Below are 24,989 nucleotides of genomic sequence, written 5' to 3'. Positions count from 1 at the left end.
CGTCGTCACTTCGAGACGTTGACGGCGGCAGGAGCGTCCTCGCCCAGCAGCTTGCCGTCAGAGGTCTCGAACTGCTTCTTGAACTCCGCGATGGCGTCGCCCACGGCCTGCAGGGTGTCGTCCGACATCTTGCCGCCCTCACGGATGGAGGTCATGAGGCCCGAGTGGTTCTGGCGCAGGTACGCCAGGAGCTCGGCCTCGAAGCGGCGGATGTCCACGACCGGGACGTCGTCCATCTTGCCGGTGGTGCCGGCCCAGACGGAGACGACCTGGTTCTCGGTGGGCATCGGCTGGTACTGGGGCTGCTTGAGCAGCTCGACCATCCGCTGTCCACGCTCCAGCTGCGCCTTGGAGGCCGCGTCCAGGTCCGAACCGAAGGCGGCGAACGCCTCCAGCTCACGGAACTGGGCGAGGTCCACGCGGAGGCGGCCGGAGATCTGCTTCATCGCCTTGTGCTGGGCGGAGCCACCGACGCGGGAGACCGAGATGCCGACGTTCAGGGCCGGGCGCTGGCCGGCGTTGAACAGGTCGGACTCCAGGAAGCACTGGCCGTCGGTGATGGAGATGACGTTGGTCGGGATGAACGCCGACACGTCGTTCGCCTTGGTCTCGACGATCGGCAGACCGGTCATCGAACCGGCACCCAGCTCGTCCGAGAGCTTCGCGCAGCGCTCCAGGAGACGCGAGTGCAGGTAGAAGACGTCGCCCGGGTAGGCCTCACGGCCCGGCGGACGGCGCAGCAGCAGCGACACGGCGCGGTAGGCGTCGGCCTGCTTCGACAGGTCGTCGAAGACGATCAGGACGTGCTTGCCCTGGTACATCCAGTGCTGACCGATGGCGGAGCCGGTGTACGGCGCCAGGTACTTGAAGCCGGCCGGGTCGGACGCCGGGGCGGCGACGATCGTCGTGTACTCGAGCGCGCCGGCCTCTTCCAGGGCGCCGCGGACGGACGCGATGGTCGAGCCCTTCTGGCCGACGGCGACGTAGATGCAGCGGACCTGCTTGTTCACGTCGCCCGAGCGCCAGTTGTCGCGCTGGTTGATGATCGTGTCGATGCACAGCGCGGTCTTGCCGGTCTGGCGGTCACCGATGATCAGCTGGCGCTGACCACGGCCGACCGGCGTCATGGCGTCGACGGCCTTGTAGCCCGTCTCCATCGGCTCGTGCACGGACTTGCGGGCCATGACGCCCGGGGCCTGCAGCTCGAGGGCGCGGCGGCCCTCGGTCGCGATCTCGCCGAGACCGTCGATCGGGTTGCCGAGCGGGTCGACGACGCGACCCAGGTAACCCTCACCGACACCGACCGAGAGGACCTCGCCGGTGCGCTGCACCGACTGCCCCTCCTCGATGCCGTTGAACTCGCCGAGGACGATCGCACCGATCTCGCGCTCTTCGAGGTTCAGCGCGAGACCGAGGGTGCCGTCCTCGAACTTCAGCAGCTCGTTCGCCATGGCCGAGGGAAGACCCTCGACCTTCGCGATGCCGTCGCCGGCCAGGCTGACCGTGCCGACCTCCTCGCGCGAGGCCGCGTCCGGCTGGTACGACTGGACGAAGTTCTCCAGTGCGTCCCGGATCTCCTCCGGCCGGATCGTGAGCTCCGCCATCTGGGTTCCCTGCTCTCCTTGTTGGGCCCGAAGTTTCTTAAGGGGTCTGGGGGCCGACCCCCAGGAATCTTCTGCAATCTCTGCACGGCCCAACCGGGCCGCTGGTGATGCTGTGATGCTTTTCTGCTGTGGTGGCCGTCAGCCGGCCAGTCGACGGGTCGCCTCGTCGAGGCGCTCCGCGATGGTGCCGTTGATGACCTCGTCGCCGACCCGCACCGTGATCCCGCCGAGGACCGCGGGGTCCACGTCCAGGTTCAGGTGCATCGCGCGGCCGTACAGCTTGGCCAGTACGGCTCCCAGACGCTGCTTCTGCCCGTCCGACAGCGGCACCGCCGAGGTGACGACGGCGACCATCCGGTCCCGGCGCGCCGCGGCGAGCTTGGACAGGGACTCGAGTCCCGCTTCCAGGCTACGTCCCCGGGGCTGGGTCACCAGACGGACGACCAGGCGCTCGGTGGTCGCGTGGGCCTTGCCGCCGAGCAGGCTGCGGAGCAGCGCGCCCTTGGCGGAGGCCGTGGCGGCCTTGTCCGTCAGCGCCGAGCGCAGCTCGGTGCTGGAGGACACGATCCGGCCGAAGCGGAACAGCTCGTCCTCGACGTCGTCCAGCGTGCCCGCCTTCTGCGCCGCGGTGAGGTCGGCGGTGTTCGCCAGCTCCTCGGTCGCGTCGACCAGGTCGCGCGAACCGGACCAGCGGGAACGGACCATGCCCGAAACCAGGTCGACGGTCTCGCCGCCCACCTGACCGCGCAGGAGTCGCTGCGCGAGTTCGGCCTTGGCCTCACCCGGCTGGGCGGGGTCGGTCAGGACCCGGCGCAGCGACACCTCACGGTCGAACAGCGCGGTGACGGAGGCGAGCTCGTCCGCGAGCTTCGTCGCGTCGGCCGACGTGTTGTCGGTCAGCGCGTCGAGGGACTCGCGGGCGGCTGCCAGTGCTTCACGGCTCGCTCCGTTCATCGGACGGCCTCGGCCTTCTCCTCGAGCTGGTCGAGGAAGCGGTCGATCGTGCGGCTCTGGCGAGCGCTGTCCCGGAGGGACTCGCCGACCAGCTTGCCGGCCAGGTCCGTGGCGAGCTTGCCCACGTCCTGACGCAGCGAGGCGGCCGCGGCCTTGCGGTCGGCCTCGATCTGCGTGTGGCCGGCCGCGATGATCTCCTCGCGCTGGCGCTGGCCTTCCGCCTTCATCTCCTGGATGATCGCGGCGCCCTGCTCCGTCGCCTCCTGGCGAAGACGCGCGGCCTCGTGGCGGGCCTCGGCGAGCTGGGCCTTGTACTGCTCCAGCACACTCTGAGCCTCGATCTGGGCCGACTCGGCCTTCTCGATGCCACCCTCGATGGCCTCGCGGCGCTCTTCCAGAACCTTGTTGATGTTCGGGATGAGCTTCTTGGCGAGGAAGCCGAAGACGATGACGAAGGCGATCAGGCCGATGACGAGCTCGTCAAGATGCGGGATCAGAGGAGGCTGGGGCTCCTCCGCCGCCGCAAGAAGCAGAGCGTTCACATCAGTGCCTTCCGTAAAAAGAATCGGGCTGTCGGTCCGGGCTTACTGGTAGACGAAGCCCATGACGATGCCGATGAGGGCGAGCGCCTCACAGAAGGCGAAGCCCATGATCTGGTTGGTGCGGATCAGACCGGCGGCCTCGGGCTGGCGGGCGAGGGCCTGCGTGCCGTTGCCGAAGATGATGCCGACGCCGACGCCGGGGCCGATCGCGGCGAGGCCGTAACCGATCGAGGCGACGTTGCCGACGACGTTGGTCTTGGCGCTGCCACCTTCGGCGGCGAGGTTGATCATGTCGAGAGCAGCGGACATGCCGTTACTTCCTTCTCTTTCAATGACCCGATGGGGGTTGGCCACCGGACGACTGTTGGCTTGGGTGGGGAGCAGCCGGTACGGGCCGGGCTCAGTGGTGCTCGGAGAGCGCGCCCTGGACGTAGCTGCAGGCCAGGAGGACGAAGACGTACGCCTGGACGGCCTGGATGAAGAGCTCGAACGCGGTCATCACGAGGACCATCACGAACGAGGCGCCGGCGTAGACGAAGCCCAGGCCGTTCATGAGGTACCAGGTGGCCAGCGAGAACATCACGATGAGCAGGTGACCGGCGAACATGTTCGCGAACAGTCGGACCGCGTGCGTGAAGGGCCGGATGAGGAGGTTCGAGAAGAACTCGAGGACGACGACCATCGGGAGGATCGCGCCGAGGGACTTGTCGTAGCCGACGATGTTCTTCCAGCCGCCCACGAAGCCGTGCTTCTTGAAGGTGAGCGAGATCCACATGACGTACACGATCAGCGCGAGACCGGCCGGGAAGGCGATCAGCGAGGTGACCGGGAACTGGGCGAGCGGAATGATCGACCAGAGGTTCATGATCCAGACGAAGAAGAACAGCGACACCATGAAGGGGACGTACTTCTCGCCGTCCTTCTTGCCGATGATCTCGTAGACGATGCCGCGGCGCACGAAGTCGTAACCGGCCTCGCCGACCATCTGCATCTTGCCGGGGATCAGCTTGGGCTTGGCGAAGGCGGCCCAGAAGAACCCGACGACCACGATGGAGCCGAGAACGGCGAGCAGCATCGGCTTGGTGATCTCGATGCCGGCCACCGTGGCGATGGGCTCGTACATGAACGTGTGCAGGCCCGGCGCCGGGAAGCCACATCCACTGAAGATGTGACAATCCGGGTCGAAGGCAAGCGTTTGGTCAGCACTCACCGCGGGCTCCTTCAGCGTGGCGCATAGGTACGGCAACCTCGTTGTGTCGGCGCGGCACGCGGCCGCGGGTCGGCACTGGACTGGTCTTACGGATAAGGGGGCGGCGGTTCGGCGTCGAGCCTCGCGCTGGGACAGGCGTTTCGGTTGCCCGCGTCCGCAGTGCCGCAGTTGGCACCGGACGATAGCAGGAAGCCGGGCACGGCTTTATCCCGGCCCTACCCTTCACGACGAGGACCCCTTGTTTCCGGGGTCGATGTACGCGATCTTGGCCTTCATGTAGGCGCGGGCCTGTGCGGCGACCCACACGACGGTCGTCGCGAGGAGCGTGAAGGCGAAGGCCTTGAAGTGGAACAGCGTCGTGTTCTTGAGCAGGGCGAGGAAGACGAAGAGCACCAGCAGCTGGGCCGTGTAGAGCAGCAGCCCCATGGCCTGGAAGAGGTGCGGCAGCGACTTCGCCGTCCGCTGGAGGACCACCTGCCCGATCCCCATGAACAGCAGGACCACCAGGGTGCCGACGACTCCGCCGAGCGCGCCCTTGCCACCGGCGACCACCCCGCTGACGACCGTGGCGACGACGCCGACGGCTGCGGTGGGTACAACGGTGTGCAGGAGGATGCGTGCGTCGTTGGACGGCATGGCGGTGTCTCCGCTTGCTGGAGGGGGCGGTGGTGTCGTCGTGGACGAGCGTAATCCCGGTCCGAGGTGGGTCTCGGGGCCAACGGACCGTCGCACTACGGTCTTTCGGCACTGTCGCCGGGTCTCGTGAACCGTATCACAAACTATTTGAATAGGTCTTTACCCATACGGTGTGCCAACAGTCACACATGAGAGTTACACCGCGCGTGTGTGCGCGACACGGCGGCGGCTTGTCTGGTATTGACCGCCGTCGCGGCTTTCGTCAACTCGGCGTTCCGGCCTTCCGCCGGTCGGTGAAGCGCGCGCGGTTGCCGATGGCCGTGGAGCCGTGGAGGCCGGCGGGCACCGGAACCCGCTCCTCCCCGACCGCGTCCGGCTCCGGCCCGGCCTCCTCCACGGCGACGGGGGCCGGCGTGCGGCGCCGGTAGCGGGGCGGCACCACGGACTGCGCCCAGCGGGGCGCGCGCGGCGTGAACCGCGGCATCAGGAGCAGCACCAGGCCGATCGCGCTGAGCGCGACCACGCCGAGGACGATCCACATCGAGGTCGAGTGGACCGAGTACGCCAGCGTCCCGAAGGCGATCAGCGCCGACCAGAAGTACATGATCAGCACCGCGCGGCTGTGCGAGTGCCCGATCTCCAGGAGCCGGTGGTGCAGGTGTCCCCGGTCCGCCGCGAACGGCGACTGGCCCTTCCACGTACGGCGCACGATCGCCAGGAACAGGTCGGCCATCGGGATCGCGATGATCGTCAGCGGCAGCAGGAGCGGGATGAAGACGGGCAGGGCGGCGTGCGTGGCCTCACGGGTCGAGCCCTCGAAGATCTTCAGCACGTCGGGGTCGACCTGGCCGGTGATCGAGATGGCGGAGGCCGCCAGGATCAGGCCGATCAGCATCGAGCCCGAGTCGCCCATGAAGATCCGCGCCGGGTGCATGTTGTGCGGCAGGAAGCCCAGGCACATGCCCATGAGGATGGCGGTGAAGAGGGTCGCGGGGGCGGCCGCCTCGATCGTGTAGCCGTACCAGAGGCGGTAGGCGTACAGGAAGAAGGCCGTGGCGGCGATGCAGACCATGCCGGCGGCGAGGCCGTCGAGGCCGTCGACGAAGTTCACGGCGTTGATGGTGAGGACCACGAGGGCGACCGTGAGGAGCGTGCCCTGCCAGGGCGTCAGGGAGACGACGCCGACGCCCGGGATCGGCAGCCACAGGATCGTCAGGCCCTGCGCGACCATCACGCCGGCCGAGATCATCTGCGCGCCCAGCTTGATGAGCGCGTCCAGCTCGAACTTGTCGTCCAGGACGCCGATCAGCCAGATCAGGGCGGCGCCGGAGAGCAGGGCGCGGGGCTCGTTCGACAGGTCGAAGACGCTGCTCAGGTTCTGCAGGTGCGCGGCGACGAGCAGTCCGGCGCACAGCCCGAAGAACATGGCGATGCCACCGAGCCGCGGAGTCGGTTCTCGGTGCACGTCGCGGGCGCGGATCTCCGGCATCGCCCCGGTCGCGATGGCGAACTTCCGCACCGGGCCGGTGAGCAGGTAGGTCACCGCCGCCGTGACACAGAGCGTCAGCAGGTAATCACGCACGGGCTGCCCCACAGGAATCGCTGGCCATCTCAGCCCCACACCCTAGCCGTGCCGTCCATGTGCTGGGAGACACCCGGGTCGCCCGAACGGTTGCGCCCGGCCTCCGGTCAAGGGCGGTACGGGGGAAACCGGCCGGTCAGCGCACGTACCTCGGCCCGCACCCGGGCCGTTCCGGCCGGGTCGTCCCGGAGCGCCGCGGGGAACAGTCCCGCGATCCTCGCCATCTCGGGGGCGCCCATCCCCTGGGTGGTGACGGCGGCGGTGCCGAGCCGGACGCCCCGCCCCGCCCCGTGGGGCAGGGCGCAGGTGTCGAGCACGACGCCGGCGGCGGCGAGCCGGGCGCGGGCGGTGCGGCCGTCGACGCCGAGGGGGGCGGGGTCGGCGGTGACGAGGTGGGTGTCGGTGCCGCCGGTGGTGATCACGAAGCCCTCGGCGGCGAGCGCGGCGGCGAGGACGCGGGCGTTCTCCGTGACCCGGTGGGCGTACGCGGTGAACGCGGGGGCGGCGGCCTCGCCCAGGGCCACGGCCTTGGCCGCGATCGTGTGCATCTGGGCGCCGCCCTGCGAGAACGGGAACACGGCGCGGTCGATCCGGCCCGCCAGCTCCTCCCCGCACAGGATCATCCCGCCGCGCGGACCGCGCAGCACCTTGTGGGTGGTGGCGCAGACGACGTCGGCGTACGGGACGGGGCTGGGCGCCGCTCCCCCGGCGACCAGGCCGATGGTGTGGGCGGCGTCGGCGACGAGATAGGCGCCGGTCTCGTCGGCGATCTCGCGGAAGACCGCGTGGTCGAGGTGGCGGGGGTAGGAGATCGAGCCGCAGACGATCGCCTTGGGGCGGTGGTGGCGCGCGAGGGCGGCGACCTGCTCGTAGTCGACGAGACCGGTCTCGGCGTCGACGCCGTACGGGACGAAGTCGAACCAGCGGCCGGAGAAGTTGGCGGGCGAGCCGTGGGTGAGGTGCCCGCCGTGTTCGAGGCCCATGGCCAGGACCGTGTCCCCGGGCCTGAGAAGGGCCGCGTACGCCGCCAGGACGGCCGAGGAACCGGAGTGGGCCTGGACGTTCGCGTGGTCGGCTCCGAAGAGCGCGGTGGCCCGCCGCACGGCGATCCGCTCGACGGCGTCGGCGTAGGCGCAACCACCGTGGTACCGGGCGCCGGGGTAGCCCTCGGCGTACTTGTTCGCGAGGGACGAGCCGAGGGCGGCGAGGACGGCGGGCGAGGCGAAGTTCTCGGCCGCCGTCAGCTGGAGGTCCTCGGCCTGCCGGCGCTCCTCGCCGAGGAGGACGTCGGCGACCTCCGGGTCCTGTCGGCGCAGGACGTCGAGTGCCTCGTCGGGGGGCGCGGTGACCGGCATGGCTGGCTCCGGACGTGGAGGGATGTCAGCACCAATGTAGGCACCTCCCGCCGGACGCGCGCGCCGGGAACGGCGCCCGCTCCGGGGCTCCCGGGGGCCCCGCGCCGGGCGCCCGCCGGCGCCGCGCCGGGCTCCGCCCGCCGCACACGGGGCCGGGACCGGTCCGGGCGGCTCAGCGCCGCGCCGTGACCCCCGTCAGCGCCGTCACCACCGGGTCGAGCGCCTGGTTGATCTCGTCCCCGATCGAGCGGAAGAACGTGATCGGGGCGCCGTACGGGTCGTTGACCTCGTCCGCGTCCGGGGACGGGGCCAGGAGCCACCCGCGCAGGGCGGCGGCGGCGCGGACCAGGGCGCGGGCGCGTTCGACCATGCCCTCGCCGCGCGGGTCCGGGAGCGTGGCCGGGTCGATGGCGCGGACCAGGCGGGTGAACTCCTTCAGGGTGAAGGTGCGCAGGCCCGCCGAGTGGCCCATGGAGATGACCTGCGCCCGGTGGTCGCGGGTCGCGGTCAGGACGAGGTCCGCGCGGATGACGTGCTCGTCGAGCAGCTCGCGGCCCACGAACCCGCTGTGGTCCGCGCCGAAGTCGGCGAGGACCAGCTCCGCGTTGGCCTCCATCGGGGCGCCCTCGTGCCCCCAGGTGCCCGCGCTCTCCACGATCAGGCCGCCGCCGAGGGGATCGCCGAGGCGGTCGCTCAGGGCGTGGCGGGTCAGCCGCTCGGTGATCGGCGAGCGGCAGACGTTGCCGGTGCTGACGTGGAGGATGCGGAAGGTGTCGCTGTCGTCGTACCCCGCTATGCCACGCCCCTCAGGGGCCGTCAACTGGCCACCTCGAGGTCGGGTACGACCTTCCGCAGCTCCTCCGCGGAGAGCGCGCCCCGGCGCAGCAGCACCGGCACCGGGCCGGTCACGTCGACGATGGACGAGGGGACGATGCCGGGCGTGGGGCCGCCGTCGAGGTAGACGGAGACGGAGTCCCCGAGCATGTTCTGCGCCGCGTCGCAGTCCTCCGGCGAGGGGTGGCCGGTGAGGTTCGCCGAGGAGACGGCCATCGGGCCGACCTCGGTGAGCAGCTCGATCGCGACCGGGTGCAGCGGCATCCGGACGGCGACGGTGCCCCGGGTGTCGCCGAGGTCCCACTGGAGGGACGGCTGGTGCCGGGCGACCAGGGTGAGCGCGCCGGGCCAGAAGGCGTCGACCAGCTCCCACGCCTGCTCGGAGAAGTCGGTGACGAGGCCGTGGAGGGTGTTCGGGGAGCCGATGAGCACGGGCGTGGGCATGTTGCGGCCGCGTCCCTTGGCCGCGAGGAGGTCCGCCACGGCCTCGCTGCTGAAGGCGTCCGCCCCGATCCCGTACACGGTGTCGGTGGGCAGCACGACCAGTTCGCCCCGGCGGACGGCGGACGCGGCCTCGCGCAGGCCGGTCACGCGGTCGGTCGCCTCGTTGCAGTCGTATCGCCGTGCCATCAGTTCCCGGCCTCCTCGTACGCGTGGTTCGTCGCGGTCGTCGCGGTCGCGGACGCCGCGGTCGGGGCAGTCGTGGCCGTCACGGCGTCGCCTTGCGGGCGGTCGCGAAGCGCGGCCGGTTGTTCAGGTCGGGGTGGTCGGCGGCGTCGGTCCAGCCGGCCTCCTCGTTGAAGATCCAGGGCACCTGGCCGCCCTGGGTGTCCGCGTGCTCGATGACGACGAGGCCGCCGGGGCGGAGCAGACGGTGGGCGGTGCGTTCGATGCCCCGGATGGTGTCGAGGCCGTCCTCGCCGGAGAAGAGCGCCATGTCCGGGTCGTGGTCGCGGGCCTCGGGCGCCACGTACTCCCACTCGGTGAGCGGGATGTACGGCGGGTTGGAGATGACCAGGTCGACCTGGCCGTCCAGCTCCGGCAGGGCGGTCAGGGCGTCGCCCCGGTGGACGGTGACGCGGGAGCCCTCGGCGTTCTTCCGGGTCCAGACGAGGGCGTCCTCGGACAGCTCGACGGCGTGCACGCGGGAGCGCGGCACCTCCTGCGCCATGGCGAGGGCGATGGCCCCGGAGCCGGTGCACAGGTCGACGATGAGCGGCTCGACGACGTCCATGGCGCGCACGGCGTCTATGGCCCAGCCGACGACCGACTCGGTCTCCGGTCGCGGCACGAAGACGCCGGGCCCCACCTGGAGCTCCAGGTAGCGGAAGAACGCCCGTCCGGTGATGTGCTGGAGCGGTTCGCGGGCCTCACGGCGGGCGATCGTCTCCCAGTAGCGGGCGTCGAAGTCCGCGTCCTTGACCTGGTGCAGCTCCCCCCGCTTGACGCCGTGCACGAACGCGGCGAGCTCCTCCGCGTCGAAGCGCGGGGAGGGGACGCCGGCGTCGGCCAGCCGCCGGGTGGCCTGGGCCACCTCGGCGAGCAGCAGGCTGCGGGGGCCTGGGGATCGCCCCTCAGGAAGTGACTGCACGCTGGTCCTCCGTGGTGCGGGGTGGGGCTCGGGTCCTTACGCGGCGGCGAGCTTCGCCGCCGAGTCGGCGTCGACGCACGCCTGGATCACCGCGTCCAGTTCGCCGTCGAGCACCTGGTCCAGGTTGTACGCCTTGAAACCGACGCGGTGGTCCGAGATGCGGTTCTCCGGGTAGTTGTACGTCCGGATCTTCTCGGAGCGGTCGACCGTGCGGACCTGGCTGCGACGGGCATCGGCGGCCTCGGCCTCGGCCTTCTCCTGGGCGGCGGCGAGGAGCCGGGAGCGCAGGATGCGCATGGCCTGCTCCTTGTTCTGGAGCTGGCTCTTCTCGTTCTGGCAGGAGGCGACGATGCCGGTCGGCAGGTGGGTGATGCGGACGGCGGAGTCGGTGGTGTTGACCGACTGGCCGCCGGGGCCGGACGAGCGGTAGACGTCGATGCGCAGGTCGTTGGCGTGGACCTCGACCTCGACCTCCTCGGCCTCGGGCGTGACGAGGACGCCGGCGGCGGAGGTGTGGATGCGGCCCTGGGACTCGGTGGCGGGCACGCGCTGGACGCGGTGCACCCCGCCCTCGTACTTGAGCCGGGCCCAGACGCCCTGGCCGGGCTCGGTGGCGCCGTTGCCGCCCTTGGTCTTCACGGCGACCTGGACGTCCTTGTAGCCGCCCAGCTCGGACTCGGTGGCGTCGATGATCTCGGTCTTCCAGCCGACGCGCTCGGCGTACCGGAGGTACATGCGGAGCAGGTCGCCGGCGAAGAGCGCGGACTCGTCGCCGCCGGCGCCGGCCTTGATCTCCAGGATGACGTCCTTGTCGTCGCTGGGGTCGCGCGGGACGAGGAGCAGGCGGAGCCTGTCGGTCAGCTCCTCCCGGTCCTTCTCCAGCTGCTTGACCTCGGCGGCGAAGTCGGGGTCGTCGTGCGCCAGCTCGCGGGCGGTCTCGATGTCGTCACCGGTCTGCTTCCAGGAGCGGTAGGTGGCGACGATCGGGGTCAGCTCGGCGTAGCGCTTGTTGAGCTTGCGCGCGTTCGCCTGGTCCGCGTGGACCGAGGGGTCCGCCAGCTTCGTCTCGAGGTCGGCGTGCTCGCCGATCAGTTCCTCGACCGCCTCGAACATCGGGGGCTCCTGGTTTTCGTCGGATTGCTACGGGGACGCCAAAGCGCCGGTCCCGGCCACCCGCGCGGGGCGACCGTGGACCGGCGCAGGGGCTCGCTACTTGTTGGCGGAGCCGGCGGCCTTGCCGAAGCGGGCCTCGAAGCGGGCGACGCGGCCGCCGGTGTCGAGGATCTTCTGCTTGCCCGTGTAGAACGGGTGGCACTCGGAGCAGACCTCGGCACGGATGGTGCCGTCGGTGAGGGTGCTGCGGGTGGTGAACGACGCGCCACAGGTGCAGCTGACCTGGGTCTCGACGTACTCGGGGTGGATCTCGCGCTTCAAGGTGTCTCCTATGTTCCGGGAGGGCACCGGGTCGCTGCTGCGGGTTGCGGCATGCGTGAACCGGGGCCGACGTACCAGTCTGCCAGGACCGGCCGCATCTCCCAAAACCGGGGGCGGCCCGGAGGTATTCCCGGGCGCCTCCGCGGCTCCCGCGACCGCCCCGACGACTCCCCGGCGGGAACCGGCCCCCGGTGCCGTCCGGGCCGCCGGAGCCGCGCCCGCGGCCGTACGGGAACGGGCGGGGGCCGTCCGGGACCGCGGGGGTCCGGCACGGGGCCGCCGGGGCCGTACACCGTGCCGGGCCCGGCACCGGCCGGAGACGACGCCGGCCGGAGACGACGCCGCGCCCACCGTGCGGACACGGTGGGCGCGGCGGGCGGCGCGGACCACGGCGGAGTCACGGGCCGGGGCCCGGCCTCCGCCGTGCGACGCGGGTCCGGTGGACCGCGTCAGTCGTTGTTGTTCGCTCCGGGGGTGGTCTTCTGGATCTGGAGGAGGAACTCGCCGTTCGACTTCGTCTGCTTCATCTTGTCGAGGAGCAGTTCGATCGCCTGCTGCTGGTCGAGCGCGTGCAGCACGCGGCGCAGCTTCCAGGTGACGGCCAGCTCGTCGCTGCCGAGCAGGATCTCCTCCTTGCGCGTGCCCGAGGCGTCGACGTCGACGGCCGGGAAGATGCGCTTGTCGGCGAGCTTCCGGTCGAGCTTGAGCTCCATGTTGCCGGTGCCCTTGAACTCCTCGAAGATCACCTCGTCCATGCGCGAACCGGTGTCCACGAGCGCGGTGGCGAGGATGGTCAGCGAGCCGCCGTCCTCGATGTTGCGCGCGGCACCGAAGAAGCGCTTCGGCGGGTAGAGCGCGGTCGAGTCGACACCACCGGACAGGATGCGGCCGGAGGCCGGGGCGGCGAGGTTGTACGCGCGGCCCAGGCGGGTGATCGAGTCGAGCAGGACGACCACGTCGTGGCCCAGCTCCACGAGGCGCTTGGCGCGCTCGATGGCCAGCTCGGCGACGGTGGTGTGGTCCTCGGCCGGGCGGTCGAAGGTCGAGGAGATGACCTCGCCCTTGACCGACCGCTGCATGTCGGTGACCTCTTCCGGACGCTCGTCGACCAGGACGACCATCAGGTGGCACTCGGGGTTGTTGGTGGTGATCGCGTTGGCGATCGCCTGCATGATCATGGTCTTGCCGGTCTTCGGCGGGGCCACGATCAGACCGCGCTGGCCCTTGCCGATCGGCGACACGAGGTCGATGATCCGCGTGGTCAGCACGCCCGGGTCGGTCTCCAGGCGGAGCCGGTCCTGCGGGTAGAGCGGGGTCAGCTTGTTGAACTCCGGGCGGCCGCGGCCGGAGTCGGCGGCCATGCCGTTCGCGGAGTCCAGGCGGACCAGCGCGTTGAACTTCTCGCGGCGCTCGCCCTCCTTCGGCTGGCGCACGGCACCGGTGACGTGGTCACCCTTGCGCAGGCCGTTCTTGCGGACCTGGGCGAGGGAGACGTACACGTCGTTCGGGCCGGGCAGGTAGCCGGAGGTCCGGATGAACGCGTAGTTGTCGAGGATGTCGAGGATGCCCGCGACGGGGATCAGGACGTCGTCGTCGGCGACCTGCGGCTCGCCGGCCTGGAAGTCGTCGCGGCCACGGCGTCCGCGGCGGTCGCGGTAGCGGCCGCGACGGCCCCGGCGGCCGCCGGCCTCGTCGTCGTAGTCGTCCTGCGGGCCGCTCTGCTGGCCGCCCTGCTGGCCCTGACCGCCGCCCTGGCCCTGGCCCTGGCGCTCCTTGCGCTGGCCGCCCTGCTGGCCGCCGCCCTGCTGCTGGTCGTCGCCCTTGCGGTCGCGCTGGCGGTCCCGGCGGTCGCGGCGGTCGCCGCGCTCCCCCCGGTCGCCCCGCTCGCCGCGGTCACGGCGGCCGCGGCCCTCGGCGCCGTCCACGGCGGCCTCGGCCCTGGTGTCGGTCTGCGCGTCGGCCCTGGTCTCACGGGGCTCGGTGCGGGTGTCCGTACGGGTCTCGGTCCTGACCGCCCGGTCGGCCTCGGTCCCGCCCTCCGGCGAACCGGCGGGGGCGGTGGCGCGACGGCGGCGGCGCTCGCCGGCCGGCTGCTCGTCGGCGGCGCTCCCCTGCTCCGACGGAGTCTTGGGGGAGGGCTGGCCCGGGATCTCGATCTGCTGCTGGCCGGCGGTCTTCTCGGCCTTCTCCGCCTGGGGAGCGGCGGGGGCCTCGGCGACGGGCTCGGCGGCCGTCTCGCCCGTGCGGGCCTTGGAGGTGGCGCGGCGCTTCGGCTTGGCCTCGGCGGCGTCGGCGGTCTTGGCGGGGGCGGCGGAGCCTCCTCCGGCCTGCGCCTCCTTGATGACCTCGATCAGCTGGCTCTTGCGCATCCGCGCGGTGCCCCTGATGCCGAGGCCGGACGCGACCTGCTGCAGCTCGGCCAGGACCATGCCGTCGAGGCCGGTGCCGGAGCGGCGGCGCCGTGCGGTGCCGCCGGTGGCAGCACCTTCGGCGGGCGCGGCGTTGTCGACACTGCTGTCGGCAGTCACGCCCATCAGATCGGTGGTGTCGCTCACGAAGGGTCCTTCCCTGGAGCGGACGTCGGCCATCTGGCTCGGCGACCGGTTGTGCTGTCCGGCAGGGTCCTGATGTGTGGACCGAGTCCGGGGCGGTGGTCCCGCCGGGTGCGGCGGAAGAGAGGAAACGTGCTGTGGGTCCGGCCCGAGGCCCCCTGCTCGGCCCTCACGGAGGAAGAGCGAGGGGTGTCGTGCCGGTTCCGGAGCGTGCTCGAAACTGCTCAGGCGGGCTGCTCAGGCAGTTGGGGAGGCTCCCGGAAGAAAGGGTGGTCCCTGAGGGGACACTCCGCACCGCTCCACAAGGAGGTCGGGTGCAGACTTGAGGTTAACACTACCGGCTCCAACAAACATTCCCCCTCTCCCTCACCGGCAATCTCCTGTCGTCGGCGGTTTTCCGCACCCGGCCGGGGTGGCGTTCCACGCCCCGGTCCCCCCGTTCGTCCGGGGCGCCGCCCCGCGTCCCGGTCCCCTCACGGGGACGCCAGCGGCAGGACGCTCGCTCCGGACGCGTCGAGGCCGAGCCGGTTGGCGGCCCAGCCGTCGCCCGCGAGCAGGGCGACCTTGTCGGCCGTCCCGGGCTCGGCGAGGGCCATCACCGTGGGGCCCGCGCCGGAGATGACGGCGGGAACGCCGTCCTCCCGCAGCCGGTTGACGAGGGCGACGCTCTCGGGCATCGCGGGGGCCCGGTACTCCTGGTGCAGCCGGTCCTCGGTGGCCGCGAGCAGGAGTTCGGGACGGCGGGTCAGGGCCTCGACGAGGAGGGCGGCGCGGCCGGCGTTGGCGGCGGCGTCTACGTGCGGGACGGTGCGCGGGAGGAGGCCGCGCGCGGTCTCGGTCAGGACCGGCTTCCCGGGGACGAAAACCACCGGAACGATGGAGTCCGAGGGGTCCATCCTGATGGCGCGGGCGGCGCCGGACTCGGTCCAGGCGAGCGTGAAACCGCCCAGCAGGCAGGCCGCGACGTTGTCGGGGTGGCCCTCGATCTCGGTGGCCAGCTCCAGGAGGGCGGCCTCGTCGAGCCGGGCGTCGCCGCCTATGGTCACGGCGCGGGCGGCGACGATGCCGGCGCAGATGGCGGCGGAGGAGGAGCCGAGGCCCCGGCCGTGCGGGATGCGGTTGGCACAGACGACCTCCAGGCCGCGCGGCTGCCCGCCGAGCAGGTCGAAGGCCGTGCGCAGGGAGCGTACGAGCAGGTGGCTCTCGTCGCGCGGGAGCGTCCCGGCGCCCTCGCCCGCGATGTCCACGTGCAGCCCGGAGTCGGCGACCCGGACGACCACGTCGTCGTAGAGGCCGAGGGCCAGCCCGAAGGCGTCGAACCCCGGACCGAGGTTGGCACTGGTGGCGGGGACGCGCACCCGTACGGCGGCGGCGCGGAACGCTGGACCGGCCATCGCTCGTTGACTCTCCTTGATTGCGGCAACGGGTATGTCGGACAACGGGTATTTCGAGAGAAGTACACCGGGACCCGGGGACCGTTTCGGCCACGGGGGCGACAACGGCAACAACACCGCGCATATGCGTCGGGGCGGGTCGGTACAGCCTATCGAAGGAAGGTTCCGCGGCGACATAGGGCGCACAGGAGGCGCACGATGCGTGTCGCGCGCCAACCTGTGCGCCTATGTACGTTCCTGATCGGGTTTCGAGCGGTGCCGGTCCCCCGCACGGCGAGCGGGGACCTTCCGCGCGCGGGGCCCGGACGGGGGCCCCGCGAAGGGCGGGATCAGGCCAGGCCGAGGCGCTGGGCGGCGACCGCGGCGTCGACCGGGACGGTGACCGGCTGCGGCGCGCCGGCCACGGCCCAGTCGGGGTCCTTGAGGCCGTTGCCGGTGACGGTGCAGACGATCCGCTGGCCGGGGTCGACCTTGCCCTGCTCGGCGGCCTTCAGCAGACCGGCGACCGAGGCGGCCGAGGCGGGCTCGACGAAGACGCCCTCCTGCGCGGCCAACAGGCGGTAGGCGCGCAGGATCTCACGGTCCGTCACCTCGTCGATGAAGCCGCCCGACGCGTCGCGCGCGGCGATCGCGTACTCCCACGAGGCCGGGTTGCCGATGCGGATCGCGGTGGCGATCGTCGACGGGTCCTTGACGACCTCGCCACGCACGAGCGGGGCGGAACCCGACGCCTGGAAGCCCCACATGCGCGGCCGGCGGGAGGCCGTGCCGTCGGCGGCGTACTCCCCGTACCCCTTCCAGTACGCGGTGATGTTGCCCGCGTTGCCGACCGGCAGGACGTGGATGTCGGGGGCGTCGCCCAGCATGTCCACGACCTCGAACGCGGCGGTCTTCTGGCCCTCGATGCGGACCGGGTTGACCGAATTGACCAGCGCCACCGGGTAGTTGTCGGAGAGGGAGCGGGCCAGGGTGAGGCAGTCGTCGAAGTTGCCGTCGACCTGGAGGATCTTCGCGCCGTGCACGAGGGCCTGGCCCATCTTGCCGAGGGCGATCTTGCCCTGGGGCACGAGGACGGCGCAGACCATGCCGGCGCGCACCGCGTAGGCGGCGGCGGAGGCGGAGGTGTTGCCGGTGGAGGCGCAGATGACGGCCCGCGCGCCCTCCTCCTTGGCCCGCGTGATGGCCATGGTCATGCCCCGGTCCTTGAAGGAGCCGGTGGGGTTGGCGCCCTCGACCTTGAGGTGCACCTCGCAGCCCGTGCGCTCGGAGAGGACCTGAGCGGGAACGAGCGGCGTACCGCCCTCACGGAGCGTGACGACCGGCGTCGTGTCCGTGACCGGAAGGCGGTCCCGGTACTCCTCGATGATGCCGCGCCACTGGTGGGTGCCCTTGCTGGTCATGGGTCCTTACTCCCCTTCAACACGCATGATGCTGGCGACACCGCGCACGGTGTCGAGCTTGCGCAGTGCCTCGACGGTCCCGGAGAGGGCGGCGTCGGGCGCGCGGTGGGTGACGACGACGAGGGACGCCTCGCCGCCTCCGTCCTGACGGCCGTGCTGGCGCACCGTGTCGATGGACACGCCGTGCTCGGCGAAGACCGTCGCGACCTGGGCGAGGACGCCCGGCTTGTCGGCCACGTCGAGGCTGATGTGGTACCGCGTGACGACCTCGCCCATGGGGCTGACGGGCAGCTGGGCGTACGCGGACTCGCCGGGGCCGTTGGCCCCGTTGAGCTTGTTGCGGCACACGGCGACGAGGTCGCCGAGCACGGCCGAGGCGGTGGGCGCGCCACCGGCGCCGGGGCCGTAGAACATGAGCCGCCCGGCGGCCTCCGCCTCCACGAAGACCGCGTTGTACGCCTCGCGGACGGAGGCCAGCGGGTGGCTGAGCGGGATCATCGCGGGGTGCACGCGCGCGGTGACGGAGTCCCCGTCGGCGGCCCGCTCGCAGATGGCGAGCAGTTTGATGGTGCAGCCCATCCGTTTGGCGGAGGCGAAGTCGGCGGCGGTGACCTCGGTCATGCCCTCGCGGTGGACGTCGTCCAGGCGCACCCGCGTGTGGAAGGCGATCCCGGCGAGGATGGCGGCCTTGGCGGCGGCGTCGAAGCCCTCGACGTCGGCGGTCGGGTCGGCCTCGGCGTACCCGAGGGCGGTGGCCTCGTCCAGCGCCTCGGAGTAGCCGGCGCCGGAGGTGTCCATCTTGTCGAGGATGAAGTTGGTCGTGCCGTTGACGATGCCCATCACGCGGTTGATCTTGTCGCCGGCGAGGGACTCGCGCAGCGGCCGGATCAGCGGGATGGCGCCGGCGACGGCGGCCTCGTAGTACAGGTCCTGCCCGTACTTCTGGGCGGTGGCGTGGAGGGTCGCGCCGTCCTGGGCGAGCAGCGCCTTGTTGGCGGAGACGACGGAGGCGCCGTGCTCGAAGGCGGTGGTGATGAGGGTGCGGGCCGGTTCGACCCCGCCGATGACCTCCACGACGACGTCGATGTCCTCGCGCGCGGCCAGGGCGGTGGCGTCGGTGGTGACCAGCTCCGGGGCGACGCCCTCGCGGACCTTGTCCCGACGGCGGACCGCCACGCCGACGAGCTCGACCGGGGCGCCGATGCGCGCGGCGAGGTCGTCGGCGTGCGTCGTCATGATGCGCGCCACCTCTGAGCCGACCACTCCACAGCCCAGCAGCGCCACCTTCAGCGGACGCGTACGCATCATCCGACCTCGTTTCTCGTACTGCTTCGTAGTTACTGCGTTCGTATCTCTACGGTCTCTACGGCCTCTGCGGCGAGGACCAGTCTCACTCACCGGACGGGGGTTTCCGCCCCTCGTCCGGATCGTGAGACATGAATTCCATCACCCGACTATTTCATCACCCGACGTCCAGGCGCAGGAGATCTTCCTCCGTCTCGCGGCGGACGATGACGCGCGCCTCGCCGTCGCGGACGGCGACGACGGGCGGGCGGAGCGCGTGGTTGTAGTTGCTGGCCATGGAGCGGCAGTACGCACCGGTGGCCGGCACGGCGAGGAGGTCGCCAGGCGCCAGGTCGGCGGGGAGGAAGGCGTCCCGCACGACGATGTCACCGCTCTCGCAGTGCTTGCCGACGACGCGGGAGAGCATCGGCTCGGCGTCGCTGGTCCGCGAGACGAGGCTGGCGCTGTATTCGGCGTCGTAGAGGGCGGTGCGGATGTTGTCCGACATGCCGCCGTCGACGCTCACGTACGTCCGCAGCCCTTCGAGCGGCTTGATCGTGCCGACCCGGTAGAGGGTGAAGGCCGTGGGACCGACGATGGCCCGTCCGGGCTCGACGGAGATCCGGGGCGTCCGGAGCCCGGCGGCCTCGCACTCCCGCCCCACGATCTCGTTCAACGCCTTGGCGATCTCGTGCGGCTCGCGCGGGTCGTCCTCGGAGGTGTACGCGATGCCGAGGCCGCCGCCGAGGTCGATCTCGGGCAGCTCGACGCCGTGCTCGTCGCGCACCTCGGCGAGGAGCCCCACGACACGGCGGGCGGACACCTCGAAACCGGCCATGTCGAAGATCTGGGAGCCGATGTGCGAGTGGATGCCGACGAGTTCGAGTCCGTCGAGCTCCAGCGCCCGCCGCACGGCCTCGGCGGCCTGTCCGCCGGCGAGCGCGATGCCGAACTTCTGGTCCTCGTGGGCGGTGGCGATGAACTCGTGCGTGTGGGCCTCCACGCCGACCGTGACCCGGATCTGCACGCGCTGCCGCCTGCCGAGGGACCGGGCGACGTGGGCGACGCGGACGATCTCCTGGAAGGAGTCGAGGACGATGCGCCCGACGCCGGCGCTCACCGCCTTCTCGATCTCCTGCTCGCTCTTGTTGTTGCCGTGGAAGGCGATGCGCTCGGCGGGCATGCCGGCCGAGAGCGCGGTGGCGAGTTCGCCGCCGGAGCAGACGTCGAGGTTCAGTCCCTCCTCCGCGAGCCACCGCACGACGGCCCGGGAGAGGAACGCCTTCCCGGCGTAGAACACGTCCGCGTCCCGGCCGAAGGCGTCGGCCCAGGCACGGCAGCGGGCGCGGAAGTCGGCCTCGTCGAGGAAGTAGGCGGGCGTGCCGAACTCCTCGGCGAGCGCGTCGACCCCGATCCCGCCGACGGTGACGATCCCGCGCTCGTCCCGCGTGACGGTCCTGGACCACACCTTCGGGTCGAGGACGTTGAGGTCGGCGGGCGGGGCGGAGTAGTGGCCCTCGGGAAGGACGTCGGCGTGGCGGGGCCCTGCGGGGTGGGCGGAACGGCTCATGTCTGTGTCTGCTCTCTCAGATCCGGTCGGGTGCGCTGATGCCGAGCACGGAGAGGCCGCCGGCGAGCACCGTCCCGGCGGCTTCGGCGAGCGCGAGCCGGGAGCGGTGGGCGGCCGAGGGTTTCTCGTCGCCGAGCGGCAGGACGGTGTGCTGGAACGCGAGCAGCGCGTCGGCGACGGCCTCCAGGTGCCGGGCGACCCGGTCGGGGGCGCGGTGGCGGGCGGCGGCGAGGAGGACGGCGGGGTGGTCACGGAGGAGGCCGAGGAGTACGGCCGCGCCGGCGGGGGCCCCGTGGGGCTCGTGCGCGTCGTGCGAGCTGTACGTGTCGTACGAGCCGTGTGCGTCGTGCGTGCCGTGTGCGTCGTACGTGCCGTGTGCGTCGTGCGTGCCGTACGAGGGGGAGAAGCCGAGCTGCTGTGCGTTGACGAGCAGTCTGCGGGTCCGGGAGTACGCGTAGCGCACCCGGAAGAGGGGATTGCGCTCGTGCTGGACGAGGAGGGGGGCGGGGTCGAGGGGCCGGTCGTGGGGGGCGGGGCGCAGGAAGGCCCACCGGAGTGCGTCGGCGTCTTCGCGGGAGGTGGCGGAGGCGGCGGGGGTCCCGGGACGCACGTGGACCCGTTCGCCGCCTTCCCCGGTCCCGGCGTCGGCTCCCTGGGTGCGCAGCAGCCGGACGAGGACGCCGGTCACGAGCACGGCGCGCGGCTCGGTCGCGCGGGCGAGGCGGACGGTGGTGCCGGCGAGGGCGTCGCCGTGCCCGTAGGAGGGGCCGGCGTCGTGGATCCCCCGTACGAGGTCGGCGTCGGCGTCTCCCCGCAGGGTGAAGTTCAGGAACCCGGGCCCGGTGATCTCGACGCGCCGGAGCTCCGGGACGTCCCGGAGCCGCTCCTCGATGATCCCGGCGACGTCGAGGGCGCTGCGCCCGGCGGGCCGGGCGAGGACGAGGGCGATGCTGCTGGCGTACTCCCCCGCGCCGCCGGGCCGGGCCCGCTCGACCTTCACCCGGGGAGGGACGTCGACCCGCAGGGCACCGTCGTCGACCGCGCGGCGCACGGCGCGCAACACGGTCAGGGAGAGGTCAGCGGGGGTCACGGGACCAGCCTAGGGGAGGAGGGGGGTACCGACGCGAACCGGTTTCGGCATGCGGGCAGGGGGTGCGGGGGGTTTGCCGGTCCCGGGGGTTGCCGGTCCTGGGGGTTTCGGTTCGGGAGGCTTCCGGACCGGGAGGTTCCCGAACCGGGAGGTTCCCGAACCGGGAGGTTCCCGAACCGGGAGGTTCCCGAACCGGGAGGTTCCCGGCCGGGGAGGTTCCCGGACCGGCAGGGGCGGGGCGACTGGTCGGCTGGTCGGCCGGGCGGGGGTGGCGATGTCGGTCGGCGAGCCGATCGGAAGGCGACGGACCGCTGAACCGACCGGGACGAGTGATCGACGGACCGGCTGGAGCGAATGATCGGCCGACTCCGGTCGGTTCCGGTTGCCTTCGGCCGGTTCCGGTCGGAAAGGGGCTCGGCCGGTCAGTCGAGGAGCCCGTCCTGGGGACCGAGGAAGCGATCCTGGGGCCCGAGGAGACCGTCACGGGGGCCGGGAAAGGCGTCGCGAGGGCCGGGAAGGCCGTCGCGGGGCCCGAGAAGACCATCGCGGGGCCCGGGAACGCCCTCCCGGGACCCGGGAGGACCGCCCCGGGGACCGAGGAGACCGTCCCCGGCCGCGTCCACCAGGGCGGAGGCCGGCCCACCGACCGCTGTGGCCGGCTCCTCTCCGCCGTCGGGCCCGGCCGCCCCCGAACGCTTCGACCGCTCGCAGAACAACAACTGCCTCACGACAGCGATGAGTTCGTTCGGCTCGAAGGGCTTGGGGAGGAAGGCGTCGACGCCGGAGGCGACGGCCTCGGCGACCTCGCGCTCGCCGCAGGCGCTGATGAGGGCGACCGGGAGATGCCGGGTCCGGGCATCGGCCCGCAACCGCTCGGCCGTCCTGATCCCGTCGAGACGAGGCATGACGACATCCAGGGTGACGACATCCGGACGGACCCGGTGCACGACATCCAGACACTCGGCACCATCGGCCGCGGTCACGACCTCGAACCCCTCGAGTTCGAGATTGACCCTGATCAGCTGCCGGATCACCTTGTTGTCGTCGACAACGAGCACCCGGCCGGACGCGCCTGACACACGAACGAGAGTAGGGCGCCCCCGACGACCGCGTCCGGGTTTTACCCACTTCCGCCCCGTGCGGGGGACCCCTCCCCCGGTGACACCCCCGGAAATACCTGTTCACGGGCACGCCCCGGGAGCTGGTAGTGTTCTACCCGTCGCCGCCGAACGCGGCGGACGCCCCCGTAGCTCAGGGGATAGAGCAACGGCCTCCGGAGCCGTGTGCGCAGGTTCGAATCCTGCCGGGGGCACTTCGCAGGAAGTGCCAGAGAAGCCCCTGACCCGCAGAAATGCGGGTCAGGGGCTTCTCTGTTGATGCCGGAACACACACAGGCCATACGGCCGTTGCACTTCTCGACTTCCCCTCACCGAAACACCCGTGACCTGCCCTTTTATCTCAATCCGCCCGTCAGGTGAGGCGCTCCGCCGTCCCGAAACCGGCCCATGCGGGACATCCGTGGGACGCTCACGGAAAAGGTGACGACCACTCAGCCGTACGCGTTCGGAAGCGCGTCGATGCGCCTGCTGGAAAGGACCTGGCGTCCATGCGGGCACTTCGCGTACCGGACCATGATCATCCGCCGCGGCTTTCCGAACGGCCCGGACCGATGAGGCACCGCGTCCGCCGGCCGGCGCCCCGACGTTCCCTCCGTCTCCGTCTCCAGCAGATCACCCCGCCGAGGCCGTGAAGCGATCACCACCCTCTCCCCATGCCTCCCCTCGGCACTCCTCGTGGCCGCTCTGTGAGCTTCCGCATCGCAACCACCCCCTCCCTCCAGATCAGCGCATCGCCCGTGGGGCAATGCCAGAGAGAGGAGATCGCATCTCCCGAGAAAGGCGGAGGATGAGAGGTAGGATCAGTAGCATGAGTGAGCCCACCGGCAAGTACTCGATCACCATGCCGCGCGACATCGCCGAAGCCGCCAAGGCCCGCGGTGGCCCCTCCGGCCTGTCCGCCTATGTGGCCGCGGCCGTCGCCCGCCAGATCGAACGCGACAACCTCAACGAACTCATCGCCGTCGCCGAGGCCGAGCACGGCCCCGTCACGGACGAAGAGGTCCAGTCTCTCCGCGACCGGCTCACCCAGGCACGACGCGAGCAGACGGGACGCGGAGCGAGCGCCGCGTGACCTTCTCCCCCGCGGTCCCCGGCGGCACCCTCGTCCTCGACAGCGAAGGGCTGGCCAAGGCCGTCCTGCGCGACCGCGCGGTCACCGCCTGGCTCGCCCTGGCCCGCGCCGACGACCTCCGTGTGATCACCTCGGCGGCCACCCTCGTCGAAGTGGTCCACCCCCGCATCAACCGCCCGGCCCTGGAGTGGACGCTCTCCCGCCTGGTCGTCGAACCGGTCACCGAGCCGATCGCTCGCCGTGCCGCCGCCCTCCTCGCCGACGCCGGCCTGCACGGCCACAAGTACGCCATCGACGCCATGCTCGCGGCCACCGCCCTGGCAGCACCCGGGCCCGTCACGATCCTGACCTCGGACCCGGAGGACCTCACGGTCCTGTGCGGCGGACACACCACGATCATCAACATCTGACTCCGCCCGCGGCATCCGCCTCCCGCTGCCGGAGCGGGCCGATCGCAGCACGAAACCCCATGAGAGGGGTGCGCCGGGCCCCTTCCCACAAGGAGCAGGCGGTCTCCGCCCGTGGTCACGTACCGGATGCGCAAGCGGGGCCGTCGGCCCGAAGCCTTTCTCGGGTCGGCGGAGGCCGAGACGCCGGGCGGGCGGTCCCGGGTTCACGGTGGGGCCGGAGGCGGAGGCGGGTGCCGTGCGGGACGCCCTCGTGGGCGTAGAGGCGGACGCAGCGCCCACCGGGCATGTCGTACGCGTTGGCCTCGGACCTGGTCGGCGCGAAGGCGAGCAGGCCCGCACCGAAGCGGGGGTGGCCCCGTACCCGGCCCCGGCCGGCATCGCCGTGGCCGGCACCCGAGGCCCGTCCGCCCGCTCATCCGCCTCGGGGTGATGCCCGGGGTCCCAGGTGGCGTCCGTCGTCCGTGCCGCCTCGCGCCCGACTCCGCGAACGGCGCGTACACCGACTCCGCGAACGGCGCGTTCACCACCTCCGCCGCCACCGCGGTCGCCGCATGCCGCCGCCCCGTGCCAGACGGTCGCCGCCCCCGCCACGAACCCGTGCGACGAGAGCCGCCCACAGCCCGCGAGAGGGGCGGTGCGAAGAGAGCGCCGCCCCTGCGCGGTCCACCCATCGGCCGCCCCCTGACCGGACTTCCGCCCGCGCACGGAACCGCCGCCCTCCACTCCGATGCCATGGGCATGCGTGCCGCCCGCCGCACGGGCGGGAGCACCCTCCCCGCCTTCGGGACCGGTACGTGAACGCGCGGAGAAGAGTGCCGCACATCACTCCACCGAACGGAACCATCCCATCACTTTGCGCAACCTTTGCGAGTTCTTTGTCGATTTATCCCTCTGTATCTTCGCGGATGCACCGCAAGACGGTGCGTCAGGAACTACGAGACCGAGGAATCATGACGATTCACATACCCGCTCCGGAGGAGCGGGGACGGCCCTGGACGGGAAGGAGCCTGCGGCACATCGCGGGCGGTCTCGCCCTCGCCCTGGCCGTCACCGTGCTCGACGGGACCGGTGCCGCCGCGGCCCGGTCGCCGGAGGCACCCGCGGCCGAGACGCGGCAGGAGACGGTGACGCAGGCAGCCGACATCGCGTCGGCGCGCGTGGCCGCGAAGCTGTCCGGCAAGAGGGTCGAAGCCCTGTCGGAGCGGACCGAGACGTCGACCACGTGGGTCAACAAGGACGGTTCCCTCACCACCGAACTGGCCGCCGGGCCGATACGTTTCCAGGATGCCGCCACGGGCGCCTGGCGCAATGTCGATGTCGCGCTGGCCGCCCAGCCGGACGGTTCGGTCGTGTCCAG

The 24,989-nt window shown here is 71.6% G+C and carries 22 protein-coding genes, 1 tRNA gene and 1 pseudogene; 4 read left to right on the top strand and 20 right to left on the bottom strand.

Features of this window, described 5'->3' with window-relative positions; genetic code table 11:
• Nucleotides 1-5: 5 nt before the first annotated feature.
• The 20 genes and pseudogenes from atpA to ACZ6AQ_RS15260 all read right to left on the bottom strand — a co-directional run.
• Nucleotides 6-1,604 (bottom strand): F0F1 ATP synthase subunit alpha, encoded by a 1,599-nt coding sequence (gene atpA, locus ACZ6AQ_RS15355; RefSeq protein WP_388688982.1) that lies wholly within the window; start codon nucleotides 1,602-1,604, stop codon nucleotides 6-8.
• Nucleotides 1,605-1,742: 138 nt separating this feature from the next.
• On the bottom strand, nucleotides 1,743-2,558 hold the full coding sequence (locus tag ACZ6AQ_RS15350) for a F0F1 ATP synthase subunit delta (protein ID WP_468760252.1): 816 nt from the start codon (nucleotides 2,556-2,558) through the stop codon (nucleotides 1,743-1,745).
• Nucleotides 2,555-3,100 (bottom strand): F0F1 ATP synthase subunit B, encoded by a 546-nt coding sequence (locus ACZ6AQ_RS15345; protein WP_388688979.1) that lies wholly within the window; start codon nucleotides 3,098-3,100, stop codon nucleotides 2,555-2,557. The genes ACZ6AQ_RS15350 and ACZ6AQ_RS15345 overlap by 4 nt, the downstream gene beginning before the upstream one ends.
• A 42-nt stretch (nucleotides 3,101-3,142) precedes the next feature.
• Nucleotides 3,143-3,409, bottom strand: coding sequence for an ATP synthase F0 subunit C (gene atpE, locus ACZ6AQ_RS15340; RefSeq protein ID WP_024761915.1), 267 nt, complete (start codon nucleotides 3,407-3,409; stop codon nucleotides 3,143-3,145).
• Nucleotides 3,410-3,500: 91 nt separating this feature from the next.
• On the bottom strand, nucleotides 3,501-4,310 hold the full coding sequence (gene atpB, locus ACZ6AQ_RS15335; RefSeq protein ID WP_468760251.1) for a F0F1 ATP synthase subunit A: 810 nt from the start codon (nucleotides 4,308-4,310) through the stop codon (nucleotides 3,501-3,503).
• 222 nt (nucleotides 4,311-4,532) lie between these two features.
• Nucleotides 4,533-4,946, bottom strand: a complete 414-nt coding sequence (locus ACZ6AQ_RS15330) for a hypothetical protein (RefSeq protein WP_388688976.1) — start codon at nucleotides 4,944-4,946, stop codon at nucleotides 4,533-4,535.
• Between the two features lie 262 nt (nucleotides 4,947-5,208).
• Nucleotides 5,209-6,528: an MraY family glycosyltransferase gene (locus tag ACZ6AQ_RS15325; protein ID WP_468760250.1), complete on the bottom strand. Its 1,320-nt coding sequence runs from the start codon at nucleotides 6,526-6,528 to the stop codon at nucleotides 5,209-5,211.
• Between the two features lie 107 nt (nucleotides 6,529-6,635).
• Entirely contained in the window at nucleotides 6,636-7,883 is a 1,248-nt protein-coding gene (locus ACZ6AQ_RS15320) for a serine hydroxymethyltransferase (protein WP_468760249.1), read from the bottom strand.
• A 172-nt stretch (nucleotides 7,884-8,055) separates the two neighbouring features.
• Entirely contained in the window at nucleotides 8,056-8,703 is a 648-nt protein-coding gene (locus tag ACZ6AQ_RS15315; protein WP_388688970.1) for an arsenate reductase/protein-tyrosine-phosphatase family protein, read from the bottom strand.
• Complete coding sequence (locus ACZ6AQ_RS15310) at nucleotides 8,700-9,347, bottom strand: L-threonylcarbamoyladenylate synthase (protein ID WP_388688968.1); 648 nt, start codon at nucleotides 9,345-9,347, stop codon at nucleotides 8,700-8,702. Before ACZ6AQ_RS15310 ends, ACZ6AQ_RS15315 begins: the two co-directional genes overlap by 4 nt.
• A 79-nt stretch (nucleotides 9,348-9,426) precedes the next feature.
• Nucleotides 9,427-10,308 (bottom strand): peptide chain release factor N(5)-glutamine methyltransferase, encoded by an 882-nt coding sequence (gene prmC / locus ACZ6AQ_RS15305; RefSeq protein ID WP_388688967.1) that lies wholly within the window; start codon nucleotides 10,306-10,308, stop codon nucleotides 9,427-9,429.
• Between the two features lie 36 nt (nucleotides 10,309-10,344).
• Nucleotides 10,345-11,421, bottom strand: coding sequence for a peptide chain release factor 1 (gene prfA / locus ACZ6AQ_RS15300; protein WP_468760248.1), 1,077 nt, complete (start codon nucleotides 11,419-11,421; stop codon nucleotides 10,345-10,347).
• A 96-nt stretch (nucleotides 11,422-11,517) separates the two neighbouring features.
• Nucleotides 11,518-11,742: a 50S ribosomal protein L31 gene (gene rpmE / locus ACZ6AQ_RS15295; protein ID WP_030218896.1), complete on the bottom strand. Its 225-nt coding sequence runs from the start codon at nucleotides 11,740-11,742 to the stop codon at nucleotides 11,518-11,520.
• Nucleotides 11,743-12,191: 449 nt separating this feature from the next.
• A complete protein-coding gene (rho, locus tag ACZ6AQ_RS15290; protein ID WP_468760247.1) occupies nucleotides 12,192-14,297 on the bottom strand; it encodes a transcription termination factor Rho in 2,106 nt (701 codons plus the stop codon).
• 470 nt (nucleotides 14,298-14,767) lie between these two features.
• Nucleotides 14,768-15,688 carry a homoserine kinase gene (gene thrB, locus ACZ6AQ_RS15285; protein ID WP_468760246.1) on the bottom strand — a complete coding sequence of 307 codons (921 nt, stop codon included), beginning with the start codon at nucleotides 15,686-15,688 and terminating at the stop codon, nucleotides 14,768-14,770.
• Nucleotides 15,689-16,017: 329 nt separating this feature from the next.
• On the bottom strand, nucleotides 16,018-17,088 hold the full coding sequence (thrC, locus tag ACZ6AQ_RS15280; protein WP_468760245.1) for a threonine synthase: 1,071 nt from the start codon (nucleotides 17,086-17,088) through the stop codon (nucleotides 16,018-16,020).
• A gap of 6 nt (nucleotides 17,089-17,094) precedes the next feature.
• The gene (locus tag ACZ6AQ_RS15275) at nucleotides 17,095-18,396 is read right to left on the bottom strand and encodes a homoserine dehydrogenase (RefSeq protein ID WP_468760244.1); all 1,302 of its coding nucleotides are present in this window, start codon (nucleotides 18,394-18,396) and stop codon (nucleotides 17,095-17,097) included.
• A gap of 154 nt (nucleotides 18,397-18,550) precedes the next feature.
• Nucleotides 18,551-19,942 carry a diaminopimelate decarboxylase gene (lysA, locus tag ACZ6AQ_RS15270; RefSeq protein WP_468760243.1) on the bottom strand — a complete coding sequence of 464 codons (1,392 nt, stop codon included), beginning with the start codon at nucleotides 19,940-19,942 and terminating at the stop codon, nucleotides 18,551-18,553.
• A gap of 16 nt (nucleotides 19,943-19,958) precedes the next feature.
• A complete protein-coding gene (gene nrtL, locus ACZ6AQ_RS15265) occupies nucleotides 19,959-21,032 on the bottom strand; it encodes an ArgS-related anticodon-binding protein NrtL (RefSeq protein WP_468760242.1) in 1,074 nt (357 codons plus the stop codon).
• Between the two features lie 578 nt (nucleotides 21,033-21,610).
• Nucleotides 21,611-22,111 (bottom strand): annotated as a pseudogene (locus ACZ6AQ_RS15260) (response regulator); the annotation flags it as partial.
• 161 nt (nucleotides 22,112-22,272) lie between these two features.
• On the opposite strand from ACZ6AQ_RS15260, the gene ACZ6AQ_RS15255 reads away from it, so the two are divergent.
• The 4 genes from ACZ6AQ_RS15255 to ACZ6AQ_RS15240 all read left to right on the top strand — a co-directional run.
• Nucleotides 22,273-22,344 (top strand) — tRNA-Arg (locus ACZ6AQ_RS15255).
• A 614-nt stretch (nucleotides 22,345-22,958) separates the two neighbouring features.
• Nucleotides 22,959-23,222, top strand: coding sequence for a CopG family transcriptional regulator (locus ACZ6AQ_RS15250; protein WP_468760241.1), 264 nt, complete (start codon nucleotides 22,959-22,961; stop codon nucleotides 23,220-23,222).
• Entirely contained in the window at nucleotides 23,219-23,632 is a 414-nt protein-coding gene (locus ACZ6AQ_RS15245; RefSeq protein WP_468760240.1) for a PIN domain-containing protein, read from the top strand. Before ACZ6AQ_RS15250 ends, ACZ6AQ_RS15245 begins: the two co-directional genes overlap by 4 nt.
• A 950-nt stretch (nucleotides 23,633-24,582) precedes the next feature.
• A partial coding sequence (locus ACZ6AQ_RS15240; protein ID WP_468760239.1) for a hypothetical protein occupies nucleotides 24,583-24,989 on the top strand: 407 nt, incomplete at its 3' end.

This window comes from Streptomyces sp. NPDC041191, from assembly GCF_055591945.1.
This window is presented reverse-complemented; position numbering and strand designations above follow the sequence as displayed.